This window comes from Micromonospora saelicesensis (genome assembly GCF_900091575.1).
In the GTDB taxonomy this organism is placed as follows: Bacteria; Actinomycetota; Actinomycetes; order Mycobacteriales; family Micromonosporaceae; genus Micromonospora; species Micromonospora saelicesensis.
In genome coordinates this window covers 395549-414971 of record NZ_FMCR01000001.1, presented here as the reverse complement: position 1 = coordinate 414971, position 19423 = coordinate 395549, and the positions used below count along the sequence as shown (strand labels likewise).

18 protein-coding genes are annotated in these 19423 nt (G+C 72.3%); 15 read left to right on the top strand and 3 right to left on the bottom strand.

The window, feature by feature from the left end:
• Positions 1 to 25 precede the first annotated feature (25 nt).
• The gene (locus GA0070561_RS01960; protein WP_091394065.1) at positions 26 to 700 is read left to right on the top strand and encodes an RlpA-like double-psi beta-barrel domain-containing protein; all 675 of its coding nucleotides are present in this window, start codon (positions 26 to 28) and stop codon (positions 698 to 700) included.
• A gap of 56 nt (positions 701 to 756) precedes the next feature.
• Here the strand turns inward: GA0070561_RS01960 and gabT are convergent, their stop codons facing one another.
• Both gabT and GA0070561_RS01950 read right to left on the bottom strand, forming a co-directional pair.
• Complete coding sequence (gene gabT, locus GA0070561_RS01955; protein WP_091394062.1) at positions 757 to 2028, bottom strand: 4-aminobutyrate--2-oxoglutarate transaminase; 1272 nt, start codon at positions 2026 to 2028, stop codon at positions 757 to 759.
• Positions 2029 to 2031: 3 nt separating this feature from the next.
• Positions 2032 to 3468 (bottom strand): gamma-aminobutyraldehyde dehydrogenase, encoded by a 1437-nt coding sequence (locus GA0070561_RS01950; RefSeq protein WP_091394059.1) that lies wholly within the window; start codon positions 3466 to 3468, stop codon positions 2032 to 2034.
• Between the two features lie 142 nt (positions 3469 to 3610).
• On the opposite strand from GA0070561_RS01950, the gene GA0070561_RS01945 reads away from it, so the two are divergent.
• Positions 3611 to 5050, top strand: a complete 1440-nt coding sequence (locus GA0070561_RS01945) for an aldehyde dehydrogenase family protein (protein WP_091394056.1) — start codon at positions 3611 to 3613, stop codon at positions 5048 to 5050.
• Positions 5051 to 5068: 18 nt separating this feature from the next.
• Here GA0070561_RS01945 and GA0070561_RS01940 read toward each other — a convergent pair whose 3' ends face one another.
• A complete protein-coding gene (locus tag GA0070561_RS01940) occupies positions 5069 to 6310 on the bottom strand; it encodes an SUKH-3 domain-containing protein (protein ID WP_091394052.1) in 1242 nt (413 codons plus the stop codon).
• 78 nt (positions 6311 to 6388) lie between these two features.
• Between GA0070561_RS01940 and GA0070561_RS01935 the strand changes: the two genes are divergently transcribed.
• The 13 genes from GA0070561_RS01935 (at position 6389) to manA (ending at position 19329) form a co-directional block, all read left to right on the top strand.
• Positions 6389 to 6811, top strand: a complete 423-nt coding sequence (locus GA0070561_RS01935) for a YbaB/EbfC family nucleoid-associated protein (protein ID WP_091394049.1) — start codon at positions 6389 to 6391, stop codon at positions 6809 to 6811.
• Positions 6808 to 7140, top strand: coding sequence for a hypothetical protein (locus GA0070561_RS01930; RefSeq protein ID WP_091394045.1), 333 nt, complete (start codon positions 6808 to 6810; stop codon positions 7138 to 7140). Before GA0070561_RS01935 ends, GA0070561_RS01930 begins: the two co-directional genes overlap by 4 nt.
• A 15-nt stretch (positions 7141 to 7155) precedes the next feature.
• Entirely contained in the window at positions 7156 to 11136 is a 3981-nt protein-coding gene (locus tag GA0070561_RS01925) for a toxin glutamine deamidase domain-containing protein (protein WP_091394042.1), read from the top strand.
• Positions 11137 to 11140: 4 nt separating this feature from the next.
• Positions 11141 to 11446 carry a hypothetical protein gene (locus GA0070561_RS01920; protein ID WP_091394039.1) on the top strand — a complete coding sequence of 102 codons (306 nt, stop codon included), beginning with the start codon at positions 11141 to 11143 and terminating at the stop codon, positions 11444 to 11446.
• Positions 11447 to 11490: 44 nt separating this feature from the next.
• The gene (locus GA0070561_RS01915; RefSeq protein ID WP_141710304.1) at positions 11491 to 11832 is read left to right on the top strand and encodes a hypothetical protein; all 342 of its coding nucleotides are present in this window, start codon (positions 11491 to 11493) and stop codon (positions 11830 to 11832) included.
• Positions 11833 to 11966: 134 nt separating this feature from the next.
• On the top strand, positions 11967 to 12215 hold the full coding sequence (locus GA0070561_RS01910) for a hypothetical protein (RefSeq protein WP_091394033.1): 249 nt from the start codon (positions 11967 to 11969) through the stop codon (positions 12213 to 12215).
• 125 nt (positions 12216 to 12340) lie between these two features.
• Positions 12341 to 13036, top strand: coding sequence for a deoxyribonuclease V (nfi, locus tag GA0070561_RS01905; RefSeq protein ID WP_244166029.1), 696 nt, complete (start codon positions 12341 to 12343; stop codon positions 13034 to 13036).
• A gap of 97 nt (positions 13037 to 13133) precedes the next feature.
• Complete coding sequence (locus tag GA0070561_RS01900) at positions 13134 to 14192, top strand: hypothetical protein (protein WP_141710303.1); 1059 nt, start codon at positions 13134 to 13136, stop codon at positions 14190 to 14192.
• A gap of 69 nt (positions 14193 to 14261) precedes the next feature.
• Positions 14262 to 15647, top strand: a complete 1386-nt coding sequence (locus tag GA0070561_RS01895) for a phosphomannomutase/phosphoglucomutase (RefSeq protein WP_091397152.1) — start codon at positions 14262 to 14264, stop codon at positions 15645 to 15647.
• A 61-nt stretch (positions 15648 to 15708) separates the two neighbouring features.
• The gene (locus tag GA0070561_RS01890) at positions 15709 to 15894 is read left to right on the top strand and encodes a Trm112 family protein (RefSeq protein ID WP_091394023.1); all 186 of its coding nucleotides are present in this window, start codon (positions 15709 to 15711) and stop codon (positions 15892 to 15894) included.
• Entirely contained in the window at positions 15891 to 17087 is a 1197-nt protein-coding gene (locus tag GA0070561_RS01885; protein ID WP_091394020.1) for an SIS domain-containing protein, read from the top strand. The genes GA0070561_RS01890 and GA0070561_RS01885 overlap by 4 nt, the downstream gene beginning before the upstream one ends.
• Positions 17088 to 17154: 67 nt before the next feature.
• Positions 17155 to 18162 (top strand): cation diffusion facilitator family transporter, encoded by a 1008-nt coding sequence (locus tag GA0070561_RS01880; RefSeq protein ID WP_091394017.1) that lies wholly within the window; start codon positions 17155 to 17157, stop codon positions 18160 to 18162.
• 3 nt (positions 18163 to 18165) lie between these two features.
• Positions 18166 to 19329 carry a mannose-6-phosphate isomerase, class I gene (gene manA, locus GA0070561_RS01875; RefSeq protein ID WP_091394014.1) on the top strand — a complete coding sequence of 388 codons (1164 nt, stop codon included), beginning with the start codon at positions 18166 to 18168 and terminating at the stop codon, positions 19327 to 19329.
• The last annotated feature ends 94 nt before the right edge of the window (positions 19330 to 19423 follow it).

Genomic DNA, 19423 nt, shown 5'->3' with positions numbered 1-19423 from the left:
ACCACCGAGGACGGGAGTGACGGCGATGAGGGTGCAGCGCAGGCACGTGCTGGCAGCGAGCGTGGCGGTGCTCGCCGCAGTGGGCGTGTCGGTGGGGACCAGCTTCGGATTCGCCGACACGGCCCCGGCACGGTCGTCGGTCTGCTCCGGCTCGGTCACCTTCTCGGCGGAGGGCGGGGCGCCGGCGGCGACCAGCGACCGGTTCCCGGTGGGGACCCGGCTGCGGGTGACCAACCTGGACAACAACCGGGCCGCCACTGTGACGGTGACCGGCCCGTCGGGCAGTTGCGTGCTGCTCAACGCGGCGGCCATGGAGCTGGTCCGCGAGCCGGGGAAGAACGTGATCCGCCGCAACGTGGTGGAACGCGTCGACGGCGCGGCCCCGCCCGCCGGCGCTCCGGCCCCCGGCACCGTCCGCCCCGGCGCCGCGTCTCCCGGCGCGCCCGGCCCGGCGCCCCGGTCGGCGTGCTCGGGGGCGATCACCTTCTTCGAGGAGGCGGCCGGACCGGCGGCGACCAGTGGGCAGTTCCCGGTGGGCACCCGGCTGCGGGTGACCAACCTGGACAACAACCGGACGACCACTGTGACGGTGACCGGCCCGTCGGGCAGTTGCGTGCTGCTCAACTCCGCCGCCATGGAGCAGATCCGCGAGCCGGGCAAGAACCTGGTGCGCCGCAACACTGTCGAGGTGCTTCGCTGACATCGGCGGAGGGGCCCGCGCACCGGGCCCCTCAGCCGCTCAGCCTGCTCCGCTGCTCAGCCGAAGGCGGCGTCGAGGAGGTCGGCACCCCGACCGAGGTGCCCGTCGGAGATCACCAGCGGGGGCAGGAAGCGCAGCACGTTGCCGTACGTGCCGCAGGTCAGGGTGAGCAGGCCGGCGGCGTGACAGGCCGCCGAGATCGCCGCGGTGGCGACCGGGTCGGGGGTGAGGGTGCCCGGCAGCACCAGCTCCACGGCGAGCATCGCCCCACGGCCGCGTACCTCGGCGACCCGGGGATCCCGCTCGGCGATGGCCCGTAGCCGGGGGACCAGCACCGACTCGATCCGTCGGGCCGCACCGGCCAGGTCCAGCTCGTGCATGGTCTCGATGGTGGCCAGCGCGGCGGCGCAGGCGATCGGGTTGCCGCCGTACGTGCCGCCGAGCCCACCCACGTGCACCGCGTCCATCAGCTCGGCCCTACCGGTCACCGCGGCCAGCGGCAGGCCACCGGCGATGCCCTTGGCCAGGGTCACCAGGTCGGGTTCGACGCCCTCGTGCTGACAGGCGAACCAGTCGCCGGTACGGCAGAAACCGGTCTGGATCTCGTCGGCGACGAAGACCACCCCGGCCGCCGTCGCCCAGGCCCGCAGCGCGGGCAGGAAACCCGGCGCGGGTACGACGAAGCCACCCTCGCCCTGGATCGGCTCGATGAGCAGCGCGGCGACGTTCTCCGCGCCGACCTGCTTCTCGATCATCTCGACGGCGCGGGCCGCCGCCTCCGCGCCGGAGAGCCCACCATCGCGCAGCGGGTACGACATCGGCACCCGGTAGATCTCCCCGGCGAACGGCCCGAACCGGTGCTTGTACGGCATGTTCTTCGCGGTCAACGCCATGGTCAGGTTGGTCCGGCCGTGGTACGCGTGGTCGAACACCACGACCGCCGGCCGCCCGGTGGCGTGCCGGGCGACCTTGACGGCGTTCTCCACCGCCTCCGCGCCCGAGTTGAACAACGCCGAGCGTTTCGCGAAACCGCCGGGCGTCAACGCGTTGAGCTGCTCGCAGACCGCCACGTACGACTCGTACGGCGCGACCATGAAGCAGGTGTGGGTGAACCGCTCCACCTGCGCCCGGACCGCCTCGACCACCCTCGGAGCCGAGTTGCCCACGCTGGTCACGGCGATGCCGGCGGCGAAGTCGATCCACTCCCGGCCGTCCACGTCGGTGATTGTCCCGCCGGAGGCGTGGTCCACGTAGGACGGGACAACACTGCCGACACCCCGGGCCACGGCGTCACCGCGCCGCTTGTGCAGCTCCTCGCTCGACGGCATGGGTCAGCCCTCGATGTTGTGCATGACGTGCTTGATCCGGGTGTAGTCCTCCAGGCTGTAGACCGAGAGGTCCTTGCCGTGTCCGGAGTGCTTGAAGCCGCCGTGCGGCATCTCCGAGACGAACGGGATGTGCGTGTTGACCCAGACGCAGCCGAAGTCCAGTCGACGGGTCATCCGCATGGCCCGGCCGTGGTCGCGCGTCCAGACCGATGCGGACAGGCCGTAGTCGACGCCGTTGGCCCAGCGCACCGCCTCGTCCTCGTCGGAAAAGCGCTGCACGGTGATCACCGGCCCGAACACCTCGTCATGGATGATCTCGTCGGCCTGACGCAGACCGGAGACCACGGTCGGCGCGTAGAAGTAGCCGCGTTCGCCCTGCCGGGACCCGCCGGTCTGGATCGCCGCGTGGTCCGGCAGCCGGTCCACGAAACCGCTGACCCGGGTGAGCTGGTTGGCGTTGTTCAGCGGACCGTAGAGCACGTCGGCGTCGTCCGGGGCGCCGGTCTTCGTGTTGCGGGCCTGGTCGGCGAGCGCCGCCACGAAGTCGTCGTGGATGCCGGGGCCCGCCAGCACCCGGGTGGCCGCCGTGCAGTCCTGCCCGGCGTTGAAGTAGCCGCCCAGCGCGATGGCCTCGGCGGCCGCCGCCACGTCCGCGTCGTCGAAGATCACTACCGGGGCCTTGCCGCCCAACTCCAGGTGGGTGCGCTTCAGGTCGGGGGCCGCCGCGGCGGCGACCTCCATGCCCGCGCGGGTCGAGCCGGTGATCGACACCAGCTGCGGGGTCGGGTGCGACACGAGGGTACGACCGGTGTCCCGGTCGCCGCAGACCACGTTGAACACTCCCGGTGGGAAGAACTCGGCGGCGATCTCGGCGAGCAGCAGCGTCGACACCGGGGTGGTGTCCGACGGCTTGAGCACCACCGTGTTGCCGGCGGCGAGCGCGGGGGCGATCTTCCAGACCGCCATCATCAGCGGGTAGTTCCAGGGGGTGACCTGCGCGCAGACGCCGATCGGCTCACGCCGCACGTAGGAGGTGTGCCCGGCCAGGTACTCCCCGGCGGACCGTCCCTCCAACATCCGGGCGGCGCCGGCGAAGAACCGAAACTGGTCCACCGCCGGGGGAAGCTCCTCCTCGGCGGTGAGCTGGCGGGGCTTACCGGTGTTGCGGACCTCGGCGTCGACCAGCTCGGCGGCGCGCGCCTCCACGGCGTCGGCGAGCTTGAGCAGTGCCCGCTGCCGCTCGGCGGGGGTGACCTCCCGCCAGCTCTCGAACGCGGTGGCGGCGGCGCTCATCGCCGCGTCCACGTCGGCGGCGCCGGAGACCGGGGCCTGGGCGAACACCTCACCCGTGCAGGGGTCGACCAGGTCGGCGTAACCGCCATCGGACGGGTCGACGTAGGAGCCGTTGACGAAGTTGCGCAGCTGCTGCTGGTCACTCATGAGGGATCACTCCGAGGGGGCCGGGGGCGCGGTTCTGCGGCGGTTATCGCAATCTCTCTGCCATCTTCGCTACTGAATTCGCGGCAGACAAGGGTTATCGCGACTGTTTCCGTCGACTGGTCGCTCGGCTACGCTGCTCGGCGTGGAGCCCGCAGCCTTCTTCGTCGCCTCCCGCCCTGCCACCGGCGAGGGTGAGTTGACCGTCCACCACCCGTACGACGGCCGCCCGGTGGGGCGTACCACAGTCGCCACGCCCGACCAGGTCGACGCCGCCGTCGCCGCGGCGGCCGGGGTGGCCGCGCAGGCCGCGGCCCTGCCCGCGCACGCCCGCGCGGCGGCCCTCGACCACGTGTCCCGGCGGCTCGCCGAGCGCGCGGGAGAGATCGCCGCCCTGATCACCGCGGAGAACGGCAAGCCGCTCAAGTGGGCCCGCGCCGAGGTCGGGCGTGCGGTGTCGACCTTCCGCTGGGCCGCCGAGGAGGCCCGCCGCTTCTCCGGCGAGTTGCAACGACTCGACACCGACCCGGCCGCCGGCGGGCGGATCGCCCTGGTCCGCAGGGTGCCGCGAGGCCCGGTGCTGGGCATCACGCCGTTCAACTTCCCGCTCAACCTCGTCGCCCACAAGGTGGCCCCGGCCATCGCCGTCGGCGCGCCGATCATCGTCAAGCCCGCGCCCGCGACGCCCCTGACCGCGCTGCTGCTCGGCGAACTGCTGGCCGAGACCGACCTCCCGGCCGGGATGTTCTCGGTGCTGCCGCTGCCCAACGACCGCGCCGCCGAACTGGTCACCGAACCCCGGCTACCGGTGGTGTCGTTCACCGGCTCCGGGCCGGTCGGCGCGGCCATCCGCCGCGCCGCGCCGGAGAAGCACGTGACGCTGGAGTTGGGCGGCAACGCCGCCGCGGTGCTCTGTGCGGACTGGACCGCCGACGAGGACCTGGACTTCGCCGCGCAGCGCATCGCGACGTTCGCCAACTACCAGGCCGGCCAGTCGTGCATCGCCGTCCAGCGGGTGTACGTGCACCACGCCCTGCACGCCGACTTCCTGCCCCGGCTGGTGGCGGCGGTGCGAGGGCTGCGGACCGGAGACCCCGCGTCCGAGCTGACCGACGTCGGGCCGATGGTGTCCGAGGACGCGGCCCGCCGGGTCGAGACGTGGGTGGCCGAGGCCGTCGCCGCAGGCGGCACCGTCGAGGTGGGCGGCCTCCGCGACGGCGCGACCTACCCCCCGACCGTGCTCACCGGCGTGCCGGCGAACGCCAAGGTCGTGGCCGAGGAGGTGTTCGGGCCGGTGCTGGTGGTCACCCCGGTCGCCGACGACCAGGCCGCGTTCACAGCGGTCAACGACTCGGCGTACGGCTTGCAGGCCGGCGTCTTCACGCGGCGCCTGGACGTGGCCTTCGCCGCCGCCCGCGCGCTGGAGGTGGGCGGGGTGATCGTCGGTGACGTGCCGTCGTACCGTGCCGACCAGATGCCCTACGGCGGGGTGAAGGGCAGCGGCGTGGGCCGGGAGGGTCTGCGCAGCGCGATGGACGACTACACCGAGCCCCGGGTCATGGTGCTGACCGGCCTCGCGCTCTAGCCCGGCAACGCTGCCGGGTCAGTCGGCCTGCCAGGTGCCGTCGTCACGAACCCGGGCGGGCGCGCGGCCGAGCAGCAGGGTGGTCAACGCGGCGTCGATGGTGTCGCCGAGGAACCACTCGCCGGCCTGGTCGAGCGCGAAGACCCGGCCGCGCTCGTCCACCGCCAGGATGCTGTCCTGCTGCTCGGTGCCGATCGGAAAGAGGCGTACGCCGAGCACCGCGGCGAAGTCCGCGAGGGTGTCGGCGGTGTGCGCGATGGTGTGCGGGCGGATGTCGAAACGGGAGATCCACACCTGCTCACCCCGGCCGCGCCGCGCACCGACCAGGCTGGGGAACGCGGTCAGCGCCTCCACGGCGGCGGGAAAGACCTCGTGCCGATGGTTGCGCCCATGCACCGACGTGACGTCCCGTACGGCGGCGGCGGCCATGATCTGATCCCCGATGTGTGGCCGCCAACCGGCCGCGACCAGCGCGTTCGCGACCTCGGAAGGGAACCGCCCAGGATCGGGGTCGGGTGCCTCCGGCGCGGTCCAGGTCTCGGTGTAGGCGCGAGCCGACTCCGGCAGGACGTTCGCCCGCACCAGGAAGGCGATGCACGAGTCGCAGGGCCGCTCGGCGGGCCCACCAGCGGGATCGCCCGGCTCACGGATCCGGAAGATCTCGAAGCGGGCGCCCTCCAGCAGCGCCGCTGCCTCGGCCCGCCCCATCGGCGCGATGCCCTCGGCGGCGCGACGGTGGTCGTACTCGTGCAGGACGTCGGAGATCACGATCAGCTCGGCGTGCGCCTCCCCGCCGCGAACCAGCTCGCCGGGCGGCAGCTGGCCGAGATAGTCGCGGACCAGCGGGTGATGGTTGAGTGGCACGTCGGCCTTCGTGCCCTGGGCCGTCCAGATCCGTCCGTCGATGGTCAGGTGCGCGGCGGTGTTCGGGGTGGCACCCCGATGGATTTCCCGGACCAGCAGGCTCGACGGGTCGAGAGTGCGGGGAGCTGTCGGCCCCGCGGGTTGGCTACGCCGGTACAGCTCCGCCACCACAGTGCTCGGCACCCGGGGCCAGGTGGTGACCGTGCCGGTCTGCTTGTCGATGACTGTCGTCGGCAGGTCACCCGGCACCGTGCGCACCTCGGTGGGCACGACGGACGTGATGACCCACCCCAGGTCGAACTCGTCGACCATCGGTGTGCACTCGTGGCCGAGACGCTGCGAGTCACGGCGGGCCCAGGTGGCCGCGAGCTGCTCGGCCTGTTGACGGTCGATCACGCATTGAAACTACCGGACTACACGGATCGATGGCGGCCGGTATTGTTTCGCTCTACCGACGGTGACGGGAGGGCGGCGGTGGACGAACAGGCGGACCGGGGCGTCAATCGCGAGCTACGGGCCCGATTCGACGACGTCTATGGCCAGTACCAGCAGCTCAGATCCGGTTTGGACACCCTCCAGACGCGGCTCGCCGCGCTGCGGGTGACCCGCCGGTCGGCCGACGGGCAGGTGACGGCGACAGTGGGCGCGCAGGGCCAGTTGATCGAGGTCGAGCTGACGCCGGCCATCTACCGGGACCGCGACGCCGACGCGCTCGGCCGAAAGGTCACCGAAACGATCCGGGCCGCCGCGACCGCCGCCGCCGACGCCACCCGCGACCTCGTCGCCGAGAGCATGCCGGCCGGCTCCGGGGCGACGGACTTCCTCAGGACCGGCGATTACGCCAAGCTGCTCGGTCGGGCCGACGCCGTACTCGGCAAAGGTGAGGCGAAGCCATGACCGACGGGCAGCTCTGGCTTGATCCGTCCCGGGCCCGCCGGGGTGCCGCCGACCTGGCGCTCGCCGGCGAGGCGGTGACGGCCCGTCGTGCGGCGGAGGGGGGCGCGATCGAGGCCGCCAGCGGTGCCCGGCCCTGGGGTCGCGACGACATCGGCGCCGCCTTCGAGCGCAACTACCGCGGGTTCGAGCAGACCGTGCTGCGCGCCTGGGCCGGCGTCGGGCACCGGCTCACCGAGCTGGGCAGCGACGTGGTCGAGGCGGTCGACGCGAGCGTGCAGACCGACGGGGCCAGCGCCGCCCGGGTCGGTCGGGCCGCCGACCGGCGCTGACGGCCGACGATCCCGATGAGCGTGCTGCCGAGCCCCATCCCGCACCCCCTGGACTACGCGCCGTGGGACGTGCCCGGCTGGATCTACGAGGCCCTCGACTGGGTGGTCGGCGTGCAGTGGCCGGAGGGCAACGAGCGGGCCGTCTGGGACGTCGCCGACCAGTGGTACGCGGTCGCCTCCGTGCTCGCCGGGCCGCACGCCGACGCCGCCGCGGCCGCCGTCGAGGTGCACAACGGGTACGGCCGCGTCGGGGCTGTCGACGCGGCGTTCGAGGCGGCCTGGCGGGGGATCGCCGAGGGCTCCGACGCCCCGCTGCCCGTGCTGCTCGCGGTCACGGCCGACCTGGGCCGACTGGTCGAGGAGTGCGGTTGCGACATCGAGGGCGCCAAGCTGGAAGTCTGGATCGAGCTGGGCATCCTGGTCATCGAGCTTCTCACCGTGGCGGTGGCGGCGGTGTTGACCGCCGGTGCGGCAACCCCGGCCGCCGGGGCGGCGATCACCGCGACGCGGCTGCTGGTCCAACAGATCTTCAAGCGGCTGATGGGCCAACTGGCCAGCAAGTCCCTCAAGCACGGGCTCAAGGAGGCCGGCGAGCGGGCCGCCAAGGAGGTCGCCCGAGGTGGTGCACGCGGGCTCGCCAAGCGGGCCGCCCGGGGAGGGCTGGAGGAGGCCACCGAGGAGGCCGGGGTCACCCTGGCCACCCAGGCGTACCAGAACTCCACCGGGCGGGCACACGGCCTGGACCTGACCGACCTCGGCGCCTCGGCGGTGGGCGGGCTGGCCGGCGGCGCGGTGGCACCGCTGGCCGGCCTGGGCCGGCACGCGACCGGGCGAGCGGCGAAGGTCGGGGAGCACCTGGGGCGGGAGATGACCGGCGAGGTGCTCGCCGACAGCGCGGCGAGCCTGGCCACCGGTCAGGGCCTGACCTCGATGGAGGACGTGGCGCGCGCCGCCGCGTCCGGGGCCACCGGTTCGGCCACCGGGCAGACCGACCACGCGCTACGCGCCCGGCTCGACGCACAGGCCAACGCCCTCGCCGGAGCATCGTTCACGGGTCCCTCCCTTCCGGCTGCGCCGCCTGTCGCGGGGGATGCGGCCTCTGCGGGGGCGTCTCCCTCCCTCGGGGTCTCGTCTGCTGCGGCCTCGACCGCGGCGGGGGCTGCTTCTGCGGGGGCTGTCGGTGGTGTGGCCTCGGGTGGCCTGGTTACGGCTGCGGGCATTCCGATGCAGGCGACGGAGAGCGTCGCCACCACGCCGCCGAACCAGTCGGCTGCGCCGACGACACCGGTTGTCGAGCAGTCACGGGAAGCCGGGCTGGCGTCTCAGGTCGCGCCCGACGTGCAGACGTCGTCACCAATGCCGGTCGCTGCGGTGTCCGACGTGGACGTGTTCGGCCGTTCGGTGGGCACGTCCGAGGTGACACCGTCCACGGGCGGGTCGTTCGGCGACAGAGCGGGCGTCCCACACCCGGCCGACCCCGTGCTCTCGGCGGAGAGCACCAACCCGGCCACGTCGGCGGTGGGTGTCGGTCCGGTCGCGTCGGCTTCGGCTGCCGATCCGGCCACCTCGGCGGTGGCTGATCCGAGTCGGTCTGTGGTGGGTGCCGATCCGAGGCTTTCGTCGGCGTCCGCGCCGGTGGCCGGCCCCCTCGAATCGGGCGGCGGGCCGGCTGCCAGCGGTGTCCCGCCGGTCCAGCCCGGCAACTCGCCGCACCCCACCACCTCCGGACCGACCGCCTGGTCTCCGGCGACCGGCCACTCCGCACCGACTATCACCCCCGGCCCAGCGGCACCGGTCACCTTCGGCGTCCCGACCACCACCAACGGGCCGCTGCCGGCCGTCCCCACCCCACCGGTGGTGGGTCGGTTCGCCGTGCCGTCGCGTGTCCCGACCCGGGAGACGCCCGCACCGGTGCGGGCGCCCGACCATCCCGCCCGGGGAAGGGCGTCGATCCCCGTCGACGTGGCCGCGTTCGGCGCCCCGTCGGTGCGCGAGCCCGAGACCAACGACGCGTACGCGGCGCAGTGGGCCGCAGCGGCGGAAGCCGCCGAGCGGCGGCGCTACCAGGACCACTACGAATCGCTGCGGATCGGGTTCGAGAACAACCGCCGGCAGGCCGAGGCCGCCCGACTGCGCACCCGTGCCGTGGAGCACGATCGCCGAGCCGTCGAGTACGCCACCTACGCCCGACAACTGCACCAGGCCGGCAACCGGCAGTGGGCCGACGGCTGGCAGCGCGCCGCGAACGAGGAAGCTCGCGCGTACGCCGAATGGCGTGACGTGGCAGACGCGGTGCTGGCCGGCACCACGGCCCCGCCGGTCGTGGACATCACCGCCACCTTCGAGCACGCCAACCGGGACGTGGGCGCGCTCGCGCTCGGCGCGGTGGAGACTGCCGGCCCGTCCAGGCTCACCGGCGACGACGATCCGCCGCCGATCGACGACTCCCGGCCGTACGGGCAGCCCGGAGGACTCCGGCCACCGCTCGCCCTGCACCAGGTCGACGTCGAACGACAGATGCCCCGCGATCCGGACGGCACCGTCACCCGCACCGCCGACCCCCGACACGGCGGCTGGTTCGGGCTGCTCAACGACGGCGGTCCCGCGGCCGACGCCACCCGGGGCATCAACTGCCTGGACTGCACGCTGTCCCTGTTCGAGACGTGGGTGCACGGGCGACCCCGCGTATCGGCGCCCCGAACCTTCGACGGCTACCTCGACGGTGACATCCGGCGCCCCATCCGTGGCGAGGCAGGCGGCCCAGGTCGGGTGGAGGACGTGACCGGCGGACGCTTCCAGCAACTCCTCGCCCCGGCGTCCGGTCAACGTACGGACTCCGCGCAGGCGCGGCAGGCCGCCGACCGGGGCTACCGCAACCTGCACGACCAACTGCTGCTGGGCGGCCACGGCAGCTACTCGTTCCTGGTCACCGAGTGGGCGCACGGTGGTTCGCACGCCTGGGTGGCGCTCAACCAGAACGGCACGGTGCTCTACGTGGACCCGCAGAACGGCGTGGTCCGGGACCGGCCGCTCTACCCCAACGTGGTCGGCATCGACGCGCTGGTGCTGAGCGGAGAGGGCCGACCGATGCCGCTCGGCGGACTACCCCGGGGCCGGTTCAGCGAACGGCCCGACCTGCCGGATCACCCGCCGACGCACGACGACGGCGGCCACGGCGACCCGTACATCAACCGGATGTACCTACTCCTCGACGGCCCGGGCTCGGCCCCCGACGCCGGTAGCGGGCAGAACCGCGTCGAGACCGTGAAGGAGACCGCAGCAGAAGAGCGGGGCGACCGCAGCTGGCAGGCTGCCGGTCCGTTGTTGCCTGCGGATGAATCTGGCCGCCAGCTGAACCCGAAGGATTGCGAGTTCCTCGGCATCACACCCGATGCCGTCCTGGCCTGGGCCGAAAGGTCGGCGCCTCTCGGAGCTACCCAGGAGGAGTTCGCACGGATGAGGGCCGATCTCTTCGATGCATTGCGCGAGGATGGCCTGGACCTGTCAACCGTCGACATTCGGCTTCAAGGCTCATCGGCTCGCTTCTTCTCGGGGCCCCACAAGCAGATGCCGACGGAGTCCGAGCTGGTAGACAACCCGGAGGCGTTGGCGCGTCTGCAGGGCTGGTCGCAGGGAGGGCCGCTTCCACTGCGTAGGCCGTTCGACTCCATGTACCGGCTGGGCCTGGAAGAGCCGAGCGACTACGACTTTCAGATTTCCTCGGATGAGATGGTGGAGCGGGCTCGGCAACACGCGGCCGATAAATATCCTGGCCTTCGTGTCGTCAACGCGAGGTACGGCTTCGTAACGAAAAAGGTGGCGCGAGAGTGCTTCCCTCATCTGTTTGATTGGGCTGAACGGCACGCCTGTGATTTGGGCCGCGACGTGGTGCCGGCGATTTTTCCTGGTTCCGGTCCGCCGGATCGAACCGGAACCGGAGTGTCGTCCCACTTCCGAGATTCGGACTGGATTGTTGGGGAAGCAGATGTCAGCTAGTTGGGTGATTGATCTGGACGGGGACGTGGACCGCGCCACTTTGGGCCGTCTGCGGGCAGTGCTCGGCCTGAGTGAGGTCGGGCGGCTCGGCGACGACTGGGACGAGTTGTTCGGCGAAGTCAAACGGACAATCGCAGGGGTATCTACGAACGTTGGGCTCTGGCGCGACGTGGACAGCCGAGGATGGCGCCTCGACATCGACCTGCTGGCGGAGCCGGACGACTCGGACGTACAGGATCTGCTGGCCGCGGTCCGGGCGCAGGTTGAAGCGGCGGGCGTACAGGTCGCCTCGATCGCGAGTCGCCGATAGGCGTCAAAGTCGACGCAGTCGATTCGGGTGTGCGCCCGGGATTGGTGACGAATCAGATGGGCCGCAGGCTGACCTACTACGTGGTCTACCGGAATGACGAGAGGATCGGGGGTCCGGCCGGACTCTTCGTAATGGACGTAGGCGCAGGCAATGCCATCCTCTGGGACCACCGCAGCGGACGCTGGGCCTTCGATCCAGCTCTGGTCGTTCGCTTTGTCGACGACTATCGAAACGTCGACCGCTTCGAAACTGTTGATCGGGCCACGGCCGAGAGGGTGGCCGAGACCGTCAGCGGGGGTACGGCGCTGCCCGACGAGGACGGCATCCGAGCCATGTTCACGCCCGGTGTCAGCGCCAGTGGCCCGCAGCCATCCGGTCGGCAGTGATTGCGCGTGCAAGCAGCTTCGCGCGGCCGGTGATCCTGGCGCGGACCCGGACATAGCGAGAGTGCAGTAGGCATGCCCCGCGGATGGAGAGACGGAGGGACGGGTCGGTGGCGGGACCCGAATAAGATCGACGCATGGCGAGATCCGGTACGCAGAGCGTCAGGTCCACCGTCTGGGCCTGGCCGGTCGGCATCCTGATCGGTCTGGCGATCGGCATTCCCGTGTTCGGGGCGAAGGGTGGCGTCGCCTTCGGTGTCGCCCTCGGCATTGCCTTCGCGCTCGGCCTGGGTGCGGTCAGGAGCCGGGCCGACGGTGACCCTGCTCGGGGCGGCTCGGACGGTAGGGCCACCGGGGATGGCGCCGACGTCTCAGGCCGAGGGTGATCGACTCCGGTTCATTGAAGTCGGGGCATCCAGTGCCGTGGGATAGCCCGACTTCCGTGAAGCCGAGTGGATCATCACCAGCGGCGGCCACTGGGACAACAGGGCCGGGCAGTGTCGCCGAGGCGGTGGCCGTACAGGAGGAGTTGCGGCCGCTGGTGGACCTGGCCGGGCCGGGGCCGAGCGCGCCCGCGACGGTGGCCGGCCTGGACGTCGCGTACGCCGAGGGTGGTGACCTGCTGGCGGCGGCCGTGACGGTCCTGGACGCCCGGACCCTGGCGGTGGTGGACTCCGCGGTCGGTGTGGGGCGACCCGCGTTCGGCTATGTGCCGGGGTTGTTCGCCTTCCGTGAGTTGCCCGCGTTGCTCGCTGCGCTCGACCGGCTGACCACCACCCCGGACCTGCTGGTCTGCGACGGGCACGGGCTGGCCCATCCGCGCCGGTTCGGGCTCGCCTGCCACCTGGGGGTGATCACCGGGTTGCCCGCGATCGGGGTGGCGAAGACGCCACTGGTCGGGGTGTGGGATCAGCCGTCCGCCGAGCGGGGTTCCTGGTCGTCGTTGCGCGACGGTGGCGAGGTCGTCGGTCGGGTGCTGCGGACCCGCGACGGGGTGAAGCCGGTCTTCGTCAGCGTCGGCCATCGGATGAGCCTGGAGAACGCGACCGCGCAGGTGCTCGCGTTGACTCCGCGCTACCGGCTGCCGGAGACCACCCGCACCGCCGACCGGCTGTGCCGTGACGCCCTCGCCGAGGCGGAGCAGGCCCGCTGGTTGGCTGGTCAGTCCGGTCACCAGGAGGTCGGCCGGAGGAGCCGTAAACCGTAACGCCGCACACATGCGGGGCGCTCTATGACCGGTGGGGTGGGTGGGCCGGTAGTAGCCTGACCCGCGGACCCCACCCGGGGAGAACGGCGAGGTAATCATGACAGTGCGTCGACGCGTGGCACGGCTCGCGGCGGTCTGCGGTCTTGCGGGCGGCCTGGTGATGCTCGGTGCGTCACCGGCGCTGGCCGATCAGGACTCGGTCCGGGTGGGCGCGGCCAGTAGCTTCGCCGCCGGTGGTTCCGCGCAGGGGGTGAACGTCGCGGTGCGCAAGCGCACCGACGGGTGCGTCCTGCTGCGTACCGCGCTGGGCTTCAGCCTGGAGGGTCTCCAGCCGAACCAGGTGGCGGTCGAGGTCAACGCGGGCGGGCGCTGGTTCCCGGTGGCCGTCTCCGGCGGCACCGGCACCGTGTCGACCGCGCAGACGTCACCCTCGAAGCCGACGCTGTGCAAGGGCAAGGGCATCACGGTGCGGTACCGGGTGGCGTTCGCGGCGGGTTCGCCGGGAGGCCGTCTCGTGGTCAGCGGCGCGGGCATCAGCGCCGCAGGCCAGACGCTTGGTCACGCCACCGACGCGGCGCGGCTGACCGGAGCCCGGGTCACTCCGTCGCCGACTCCGTCGCAGTCGAAGAAGCCGACGCCGACCCCGAGCCCGACCGAGGTCGCGACCGTCGACGAAGCGGTGAACCCGGCGGCGCAGGGTGGCGTCTCCGCGGCGCCGAACACCACGGCGACCGCCGCCGAGTCGTCCGGAGGAGGATCACCGGTGATGTACTTCGGCATTGTGCTGGTGGCGGTCGGACTGCTGCTCATCGTGTTGCTGTTCCGTCGCTCGCGGCAGGACCGGAAGCCGTCGGACGACGCGCCCGGCACCCTGCCGGGCAACCCCGGCGGCACCACCTACCGCGCCGGGGGCGGGTTGCCGGCCGCGCCCGGTCGCCCCGGTCAGGTGTACGGCCAGCAGCCGCCGCCCGCCACCTGGGGTGGTGCGGTGCCGTCACCGCGTCCCGCCACCGGCGGGGTTTACGGTGCCCGGCCGGACACCCCGGCGCCCGAGGCCACCCAGCCGATGCCGGGTCCCGACGGTCGCCCGAAGCCCGGTGACCCGCCCACCGACGGCGGCGGCCACACCGTGTTCATTCCCCGGCTCCCCGGCTGAGCGGAGTACGGCCCGACCCTCCGTTAGGCTCAGGATCGGTGTCTAACCTGCGGCCAAGGAGTGGAACACGTGTCTGATCTGTCCCAGATTGTGAAGGCGTACGACGTCCGCGGGACGGTGCCGGACCAGTGGGACGAACGGGTCGCCGAGGCACTGGGCGCCGCCTTCACCCAACTGCTCAACTCCACCGATGAGCCGGGTGACGCCGTCGTCGTCGGGTACGACATGCGGGCCACTTCGCCCGGCCTGGCCGCCGCGTTCGCCGCCGGCGTCCGCGCCGAGGGCCGCTCGGTGATCGAGATCGGCCTCGCCTCCACCGACCTGCTCTACTACGCGTCCGGTTCGCTCGACCTGCCCGGCGCGATGTTCACCGCCAGCCACAACCCCGCGCAGTACAACGGCATCAAGATGTGCCGCTCCGGTGCCCGCCCGATCGGCCAGGAGAGCGGTCTGGCCGAGATCCGGGAGCGGGCCCAGGCCCTCCTGGACTCGGGCGACGCTCGTCCCGCCGGTGCGCCGACGCGGCCCGCCGAGCGGCGCGACCTGCTCCCCGACTACGCCGGTTACCTGCGCAAGCTGGTCGACCTCTCGGGCATCCGGCCGTTGAAGGTGGTCGTCGACGCCGGCAACGGCATGGGTGGCTTCACCGTTCCGACAGTGCTGGGCGACGCGGCCCTGTCGCCGCTGCCGCTGGAGATCGTGCCGCTCTACTTCGAGTTGGACGGCAGCTTCCCCAACCACGAGGCCAACCCGCTCGACCCGGCGAACCTGGTCGACCTCCAGCGCGCGGTGGTCGAGCACGGGGCCGACATCGGGTTGGCCTTCGACGGTGACGCCGACCGGTGCTTCGTGGTGGACGAGCGCGGTGAGCCGGTCTCACCGTCGGCGATCACCGCACTCGTGGCAGCCCGTGAGTTGGCCAAGCACCCGGGTTCCACGGTGATCCACGGTCTGATCACCTCCAGCGCCGTGGCGGAGATCATCCGGGAACACGGTGGGCAGCCGGTCGTCGCCCGGGTCGGGCACTCCTTCATCAAGGCGGAGATGGCCCGCACCAACGCCGTCTTCGGCGGCGAGCACTCCGCGCACTACTACTTCCGGGACTTCTGGTTCGCCGACACCGGGATGCTCGCGGCGATGCACACGTTGGCCGCGCTGGGCGAGCAGTCGCTGCCGCTGTCCGTGTTGGCCGGTGAGTACGAGCGCTACATCGCCTCCGGCGAGATCAACTCGACGGTGGCCGACCAGGCGGCAGCGGTGGCCGAGGTGCGCGCTGCGTACCCCGACGCGGTGGCCGACGAGATGGACGGGCTCACCCTGCGTTTCCCCGACGGCGCCTGGTTCAACCTGCGCGCCTCCAACACCGAGCCGCTGCTGCGACTCAACGTCGAGGCGCCCACCCGGGATCGGATGGTCTCGCTCCGGGACGACGTGCTCGACCGCGTTCGCCGATAAGATCGCCTGCGCCGGTCGGCACCGCCGTCGGTCAAGCCGTACACGTGGAAGGAGCCGCGCCATGGCCCTGGATCCGCAGTTGCTCGAGATCCTTGCCTGTCCGGACACGCACCACGCCCCGCTCACCTACGACGCCGAGGCGCAGACGTTGACCTGTACGGAGTGCGGCCGGATCTTCGAGGTCCGCGACGACGTGCCGGTGCTGCTGCTCGACGAGGCGCGCGGCGGCCCCGGGCAGTCCTCATGATCGACGGTACGGCCGGGGTCAGCGGGCGCCGTGACGCCGACGAGGCCCTGCTCGACAACCCGCAGGCGTTGGCCGAGGCCGACCCGGGCGGCATGCTCCGGCACACGGCGTCGGCCGGTGCGCAGGTCCGCGAGAGCGCCGCGCTGGCAGCCGAGGCGAACCTCGCGGTGCTCGCCGACGACGGGCGGCCCCGAGCCGTCGTGATCGCCGGCATCGGCACCGCCGGGCGTACCGGGGACGTGCTGGCCACGGTCGCCGGGCCACGCTGCCCGGTCCCGATCATCGGGCACCGCTCCGCCGGCGTACCCGGTTGGGTGGGCGCGGCCGACGTGGTGATCGCGGTGAGCGCGTCCGGACGTAGCCCGGAGGCGCTCGGCGCGGCCGAGGCGGCCCACCGCCGTGGTGCCCGACTCGTCGCCGTGGGTGCCCCGGACTCGCAGTTGCAGTCGATCGCCGAGCAGGCCCGGGCGCCGTTCATCCCGGTGCCCCGGCGTGCCCCGGCCCGGGCCAGCCTCTGGGCGCTCACCGTGCCGGTCCTGCTCGCCGCCCGTTCCCTCGGGCTCGTGAAGGTCAACGAGGCGGACCTGGCGGAGACCGCGGCCCGGCTCGACGCGGACGCCGACCGCTGCCGGTCCGCCGCCGAGTCCTTCGTCAACCCGGCGAAGTCACTGGCGCTGGGCCTGGCCGGCTCGATCCCGATCGTCTGGGGTTCGTCCCCGCTGGCCACGGTGGCGGCCCGCCGGTTCGGCGACACCCTGTCGGCCAACGCCCGCTACCCGGTGGTCACCGGAGCGCTGGGTGAGGCCGGGCGGGGTCGGGTCGGGCTGCTCGACGGCGTCTTCGGCGGCCTGGCCGAGGGGGAGCGGGACATCTTCGCCGACCCGGCCGAGGACGACGGCGAGGGCACCCGGCTGCGGCTGGTGCTGCTGCGCGACGGCGGGCTCAACGCCGAGGACGACACCGACGAGCCGCTCGCCGTCGAGGAGCGCCGTGCTGACGCGGTGCAGACCCTCGCGGAGCGCCGTGGCGTGCGGTGCGACGTGGTGACCGCCGAGGGCGGCTCCGCCCTGGAGCGGCTGGCGTCGCTGATCGCCGTTCCGGATTTCGCCTCGATCTACCTTGCTCTGGCACATGGGCTGGACCCGATGGCCGTTCCGGCCATCACCGAGATGAAGGAGCTGTCGAACCAGTGAACGAACGTAGGGGGCGGCGCGTCATGCGCGGACCGGGCGGCTTCGTGCGGCGAAGCGGAGCGGTGGCATGAGCGCCAACGGTGGGACGAAGGCGATTGTCGCCGCCCTGCTGGCCAACATCGGCATCGCCGTCACCAAGTTCATCGCGTTCCTGCTCTCCGGCTCGTCGTCGATGCTGGCCGAGGCGGTCCACTCGGTCGCCGACTCCGGTAACCAGGGCCTCCTGCTGCTCGGTGGCAAGCGGGCGAAGCGCGCGGCCACCCCGGAACACCCTTTCGGGTACGGCCGCGAGCGCTACATCTACGCGTTCATCGTGTCCATCGTGCTGTTCAGCATCGGTGGCCTGTTCGCGCTCTACGAGGCTTACCACAAGTGGCATCACAAGGGCGGCATCGAGTCCTGGCACTGGCTGCCGGTGGTCGTGCTGGTGTCGGCGATCATCATGGAGTCGTTCTCCTTCCGGACCGCCATCAAGGAGTCCAACCACGTCCGGGGCAATCAGTCCTGGGTGCGCTTCATCCGCCGGGCCAAGGCGCCGGAGCTGCCGGTGGTGCTCCTGGAGGACTTCGGCGCGCTGGTCGGTCTGGTGTTCGCCCTGTTCGGCGTCACCATGACGCTGATCACCGGCAACGGCGAGTGGGACGCCGCCGGCACCGCGATGATCGGCATCCTGCTGGTCGTCATCGCCGTCGTGCTGGCCATCGAGACGAAGAGCCTGCTGCTCGGTGAGGGTGCCGAGGCGTCCGAGCTGGCCGCCATCGAGCGGGCCGTCACCGACGGCCCCGAGGTGGAGCGGATCATCCACATGAAGACGCTCTACCTGGGCCCGGAAGAGCTGATGGTGGCCGCCAAGATCGCCGTTCCGGAGTGGGAGAGCGCCCACGACCTGGCCCGGGGCATCAACGCCGTCGAGGCGCGGATCCGCGCCGCGGTGCCGATCGCCCGGGTGATCTATCTGGAGCCGGACGTCTACAGCGCCGCTGCCGCCGAGGCCGGCACCGGTGCCGCGGCCGACACCGCTGTGCCGCAGCCGCAGGACACGTCGGGCGAGCCGGCCGGGCGGCCCGGGGGCTGACGGGTGGAGCCACTGTACGGGCCGATCCGGGACTACGCCTGGGGCTCGCGCTCGGCCATCGCCCTCCTCCAGGGGCGATCGGTGCCGAGCGCGGGCCCGGAGGCGGAGCTGTGGTTGGGGGCCCATCCGGGCGCTCCGGCCCACGTGGATCGCGCCGGTCTGCGGGTGAGCCTCTGTGACCTGGTGCGGGACGAACCAGGGCAGTGGCTCGGCCAGCGGGTGTCCGAGCGGTTCGGCAGCCGGCTGCCGTTCCTGCTCAAGGTTCTCGCGGCCGACGCTCCGCTGAGCCTGCAGGCCCACCCTGACGCCGAGCAGGCGCAGGCCGGCTACGCGGCGGAGGCGGGGCGCCCCGAGGGGCAGCGCAACTATTCCGACCCGCACCACAAGCCGGAGTTGCTGGTCGCGCTCACCCCGTTCGAGGCGCTGTGCGGTTTCCGGGATCCGGCGGAGTCGGCCGAGGCGCTCGCCGCGTTCGGCGTACCGGCGTTGGTGCCGGTGGTCGCCGCGTTGCGGGCCGGGCCGGCGGGGTTGCGGACGGCGGTGCGGACGCTGCTCGGCTGGCCGGTCGCCAGGCGTCACGACCTGCTGGCCGCGGTGGTGGCAGCGCCGGCCGACGGCCCGGACGCGGAGCTGACCCGCCGGCTGGCCAAGGCGTACCCGGGGGATCCGGGTGCGCTGGTCGCGCTGCTGTTGCACCATCTGCGGCTGGAGGCGGGGGAGGCGATCTGGATGCCCGCCGGCAACCTGCACGCCTACCTGAGCGGCTGCGGCGTGGAGATCATGGCGGCCAGCGACAACGTGCTACGCGGCGGCCTGACCCCGAAGCGGGTGGACGTCGACGAGTTGTTGCGGGTGCTGCGCTTCGAGGTGCTCGACGATCCGGTGCGGGCCGCGCAGCCGGTCGGCCCGGGGGTGGACTGGTGGCCCGTGCCGGTGGACGATTTCGCGCTGCACCGGGTGCGGGTCGACGCGGCGGTGCCCTCGGTGACACTGTCGCTGCCCGGCCCCCGGGTGGTGCTCTGCGCTGGCGGTTCGATCACCGTTGACGACGGTGCCGGCGCGTTGACGCTGGTCTCGGGCGAGGCGGCGATCGGTACGGCGTCGGAAGCGCCGCTGCGGATCGACGGCGCCGGTGTGGCGTACGTGGCGACGTCCGGGCTGCGCTGACCTCGACTCGGGCCAACGACACAAGTCCGACTTTCCCGGAATAGCTTGACGTCACCCTGCCTGAGTGTGACTCTATGAGTACGCAGCGTTATCG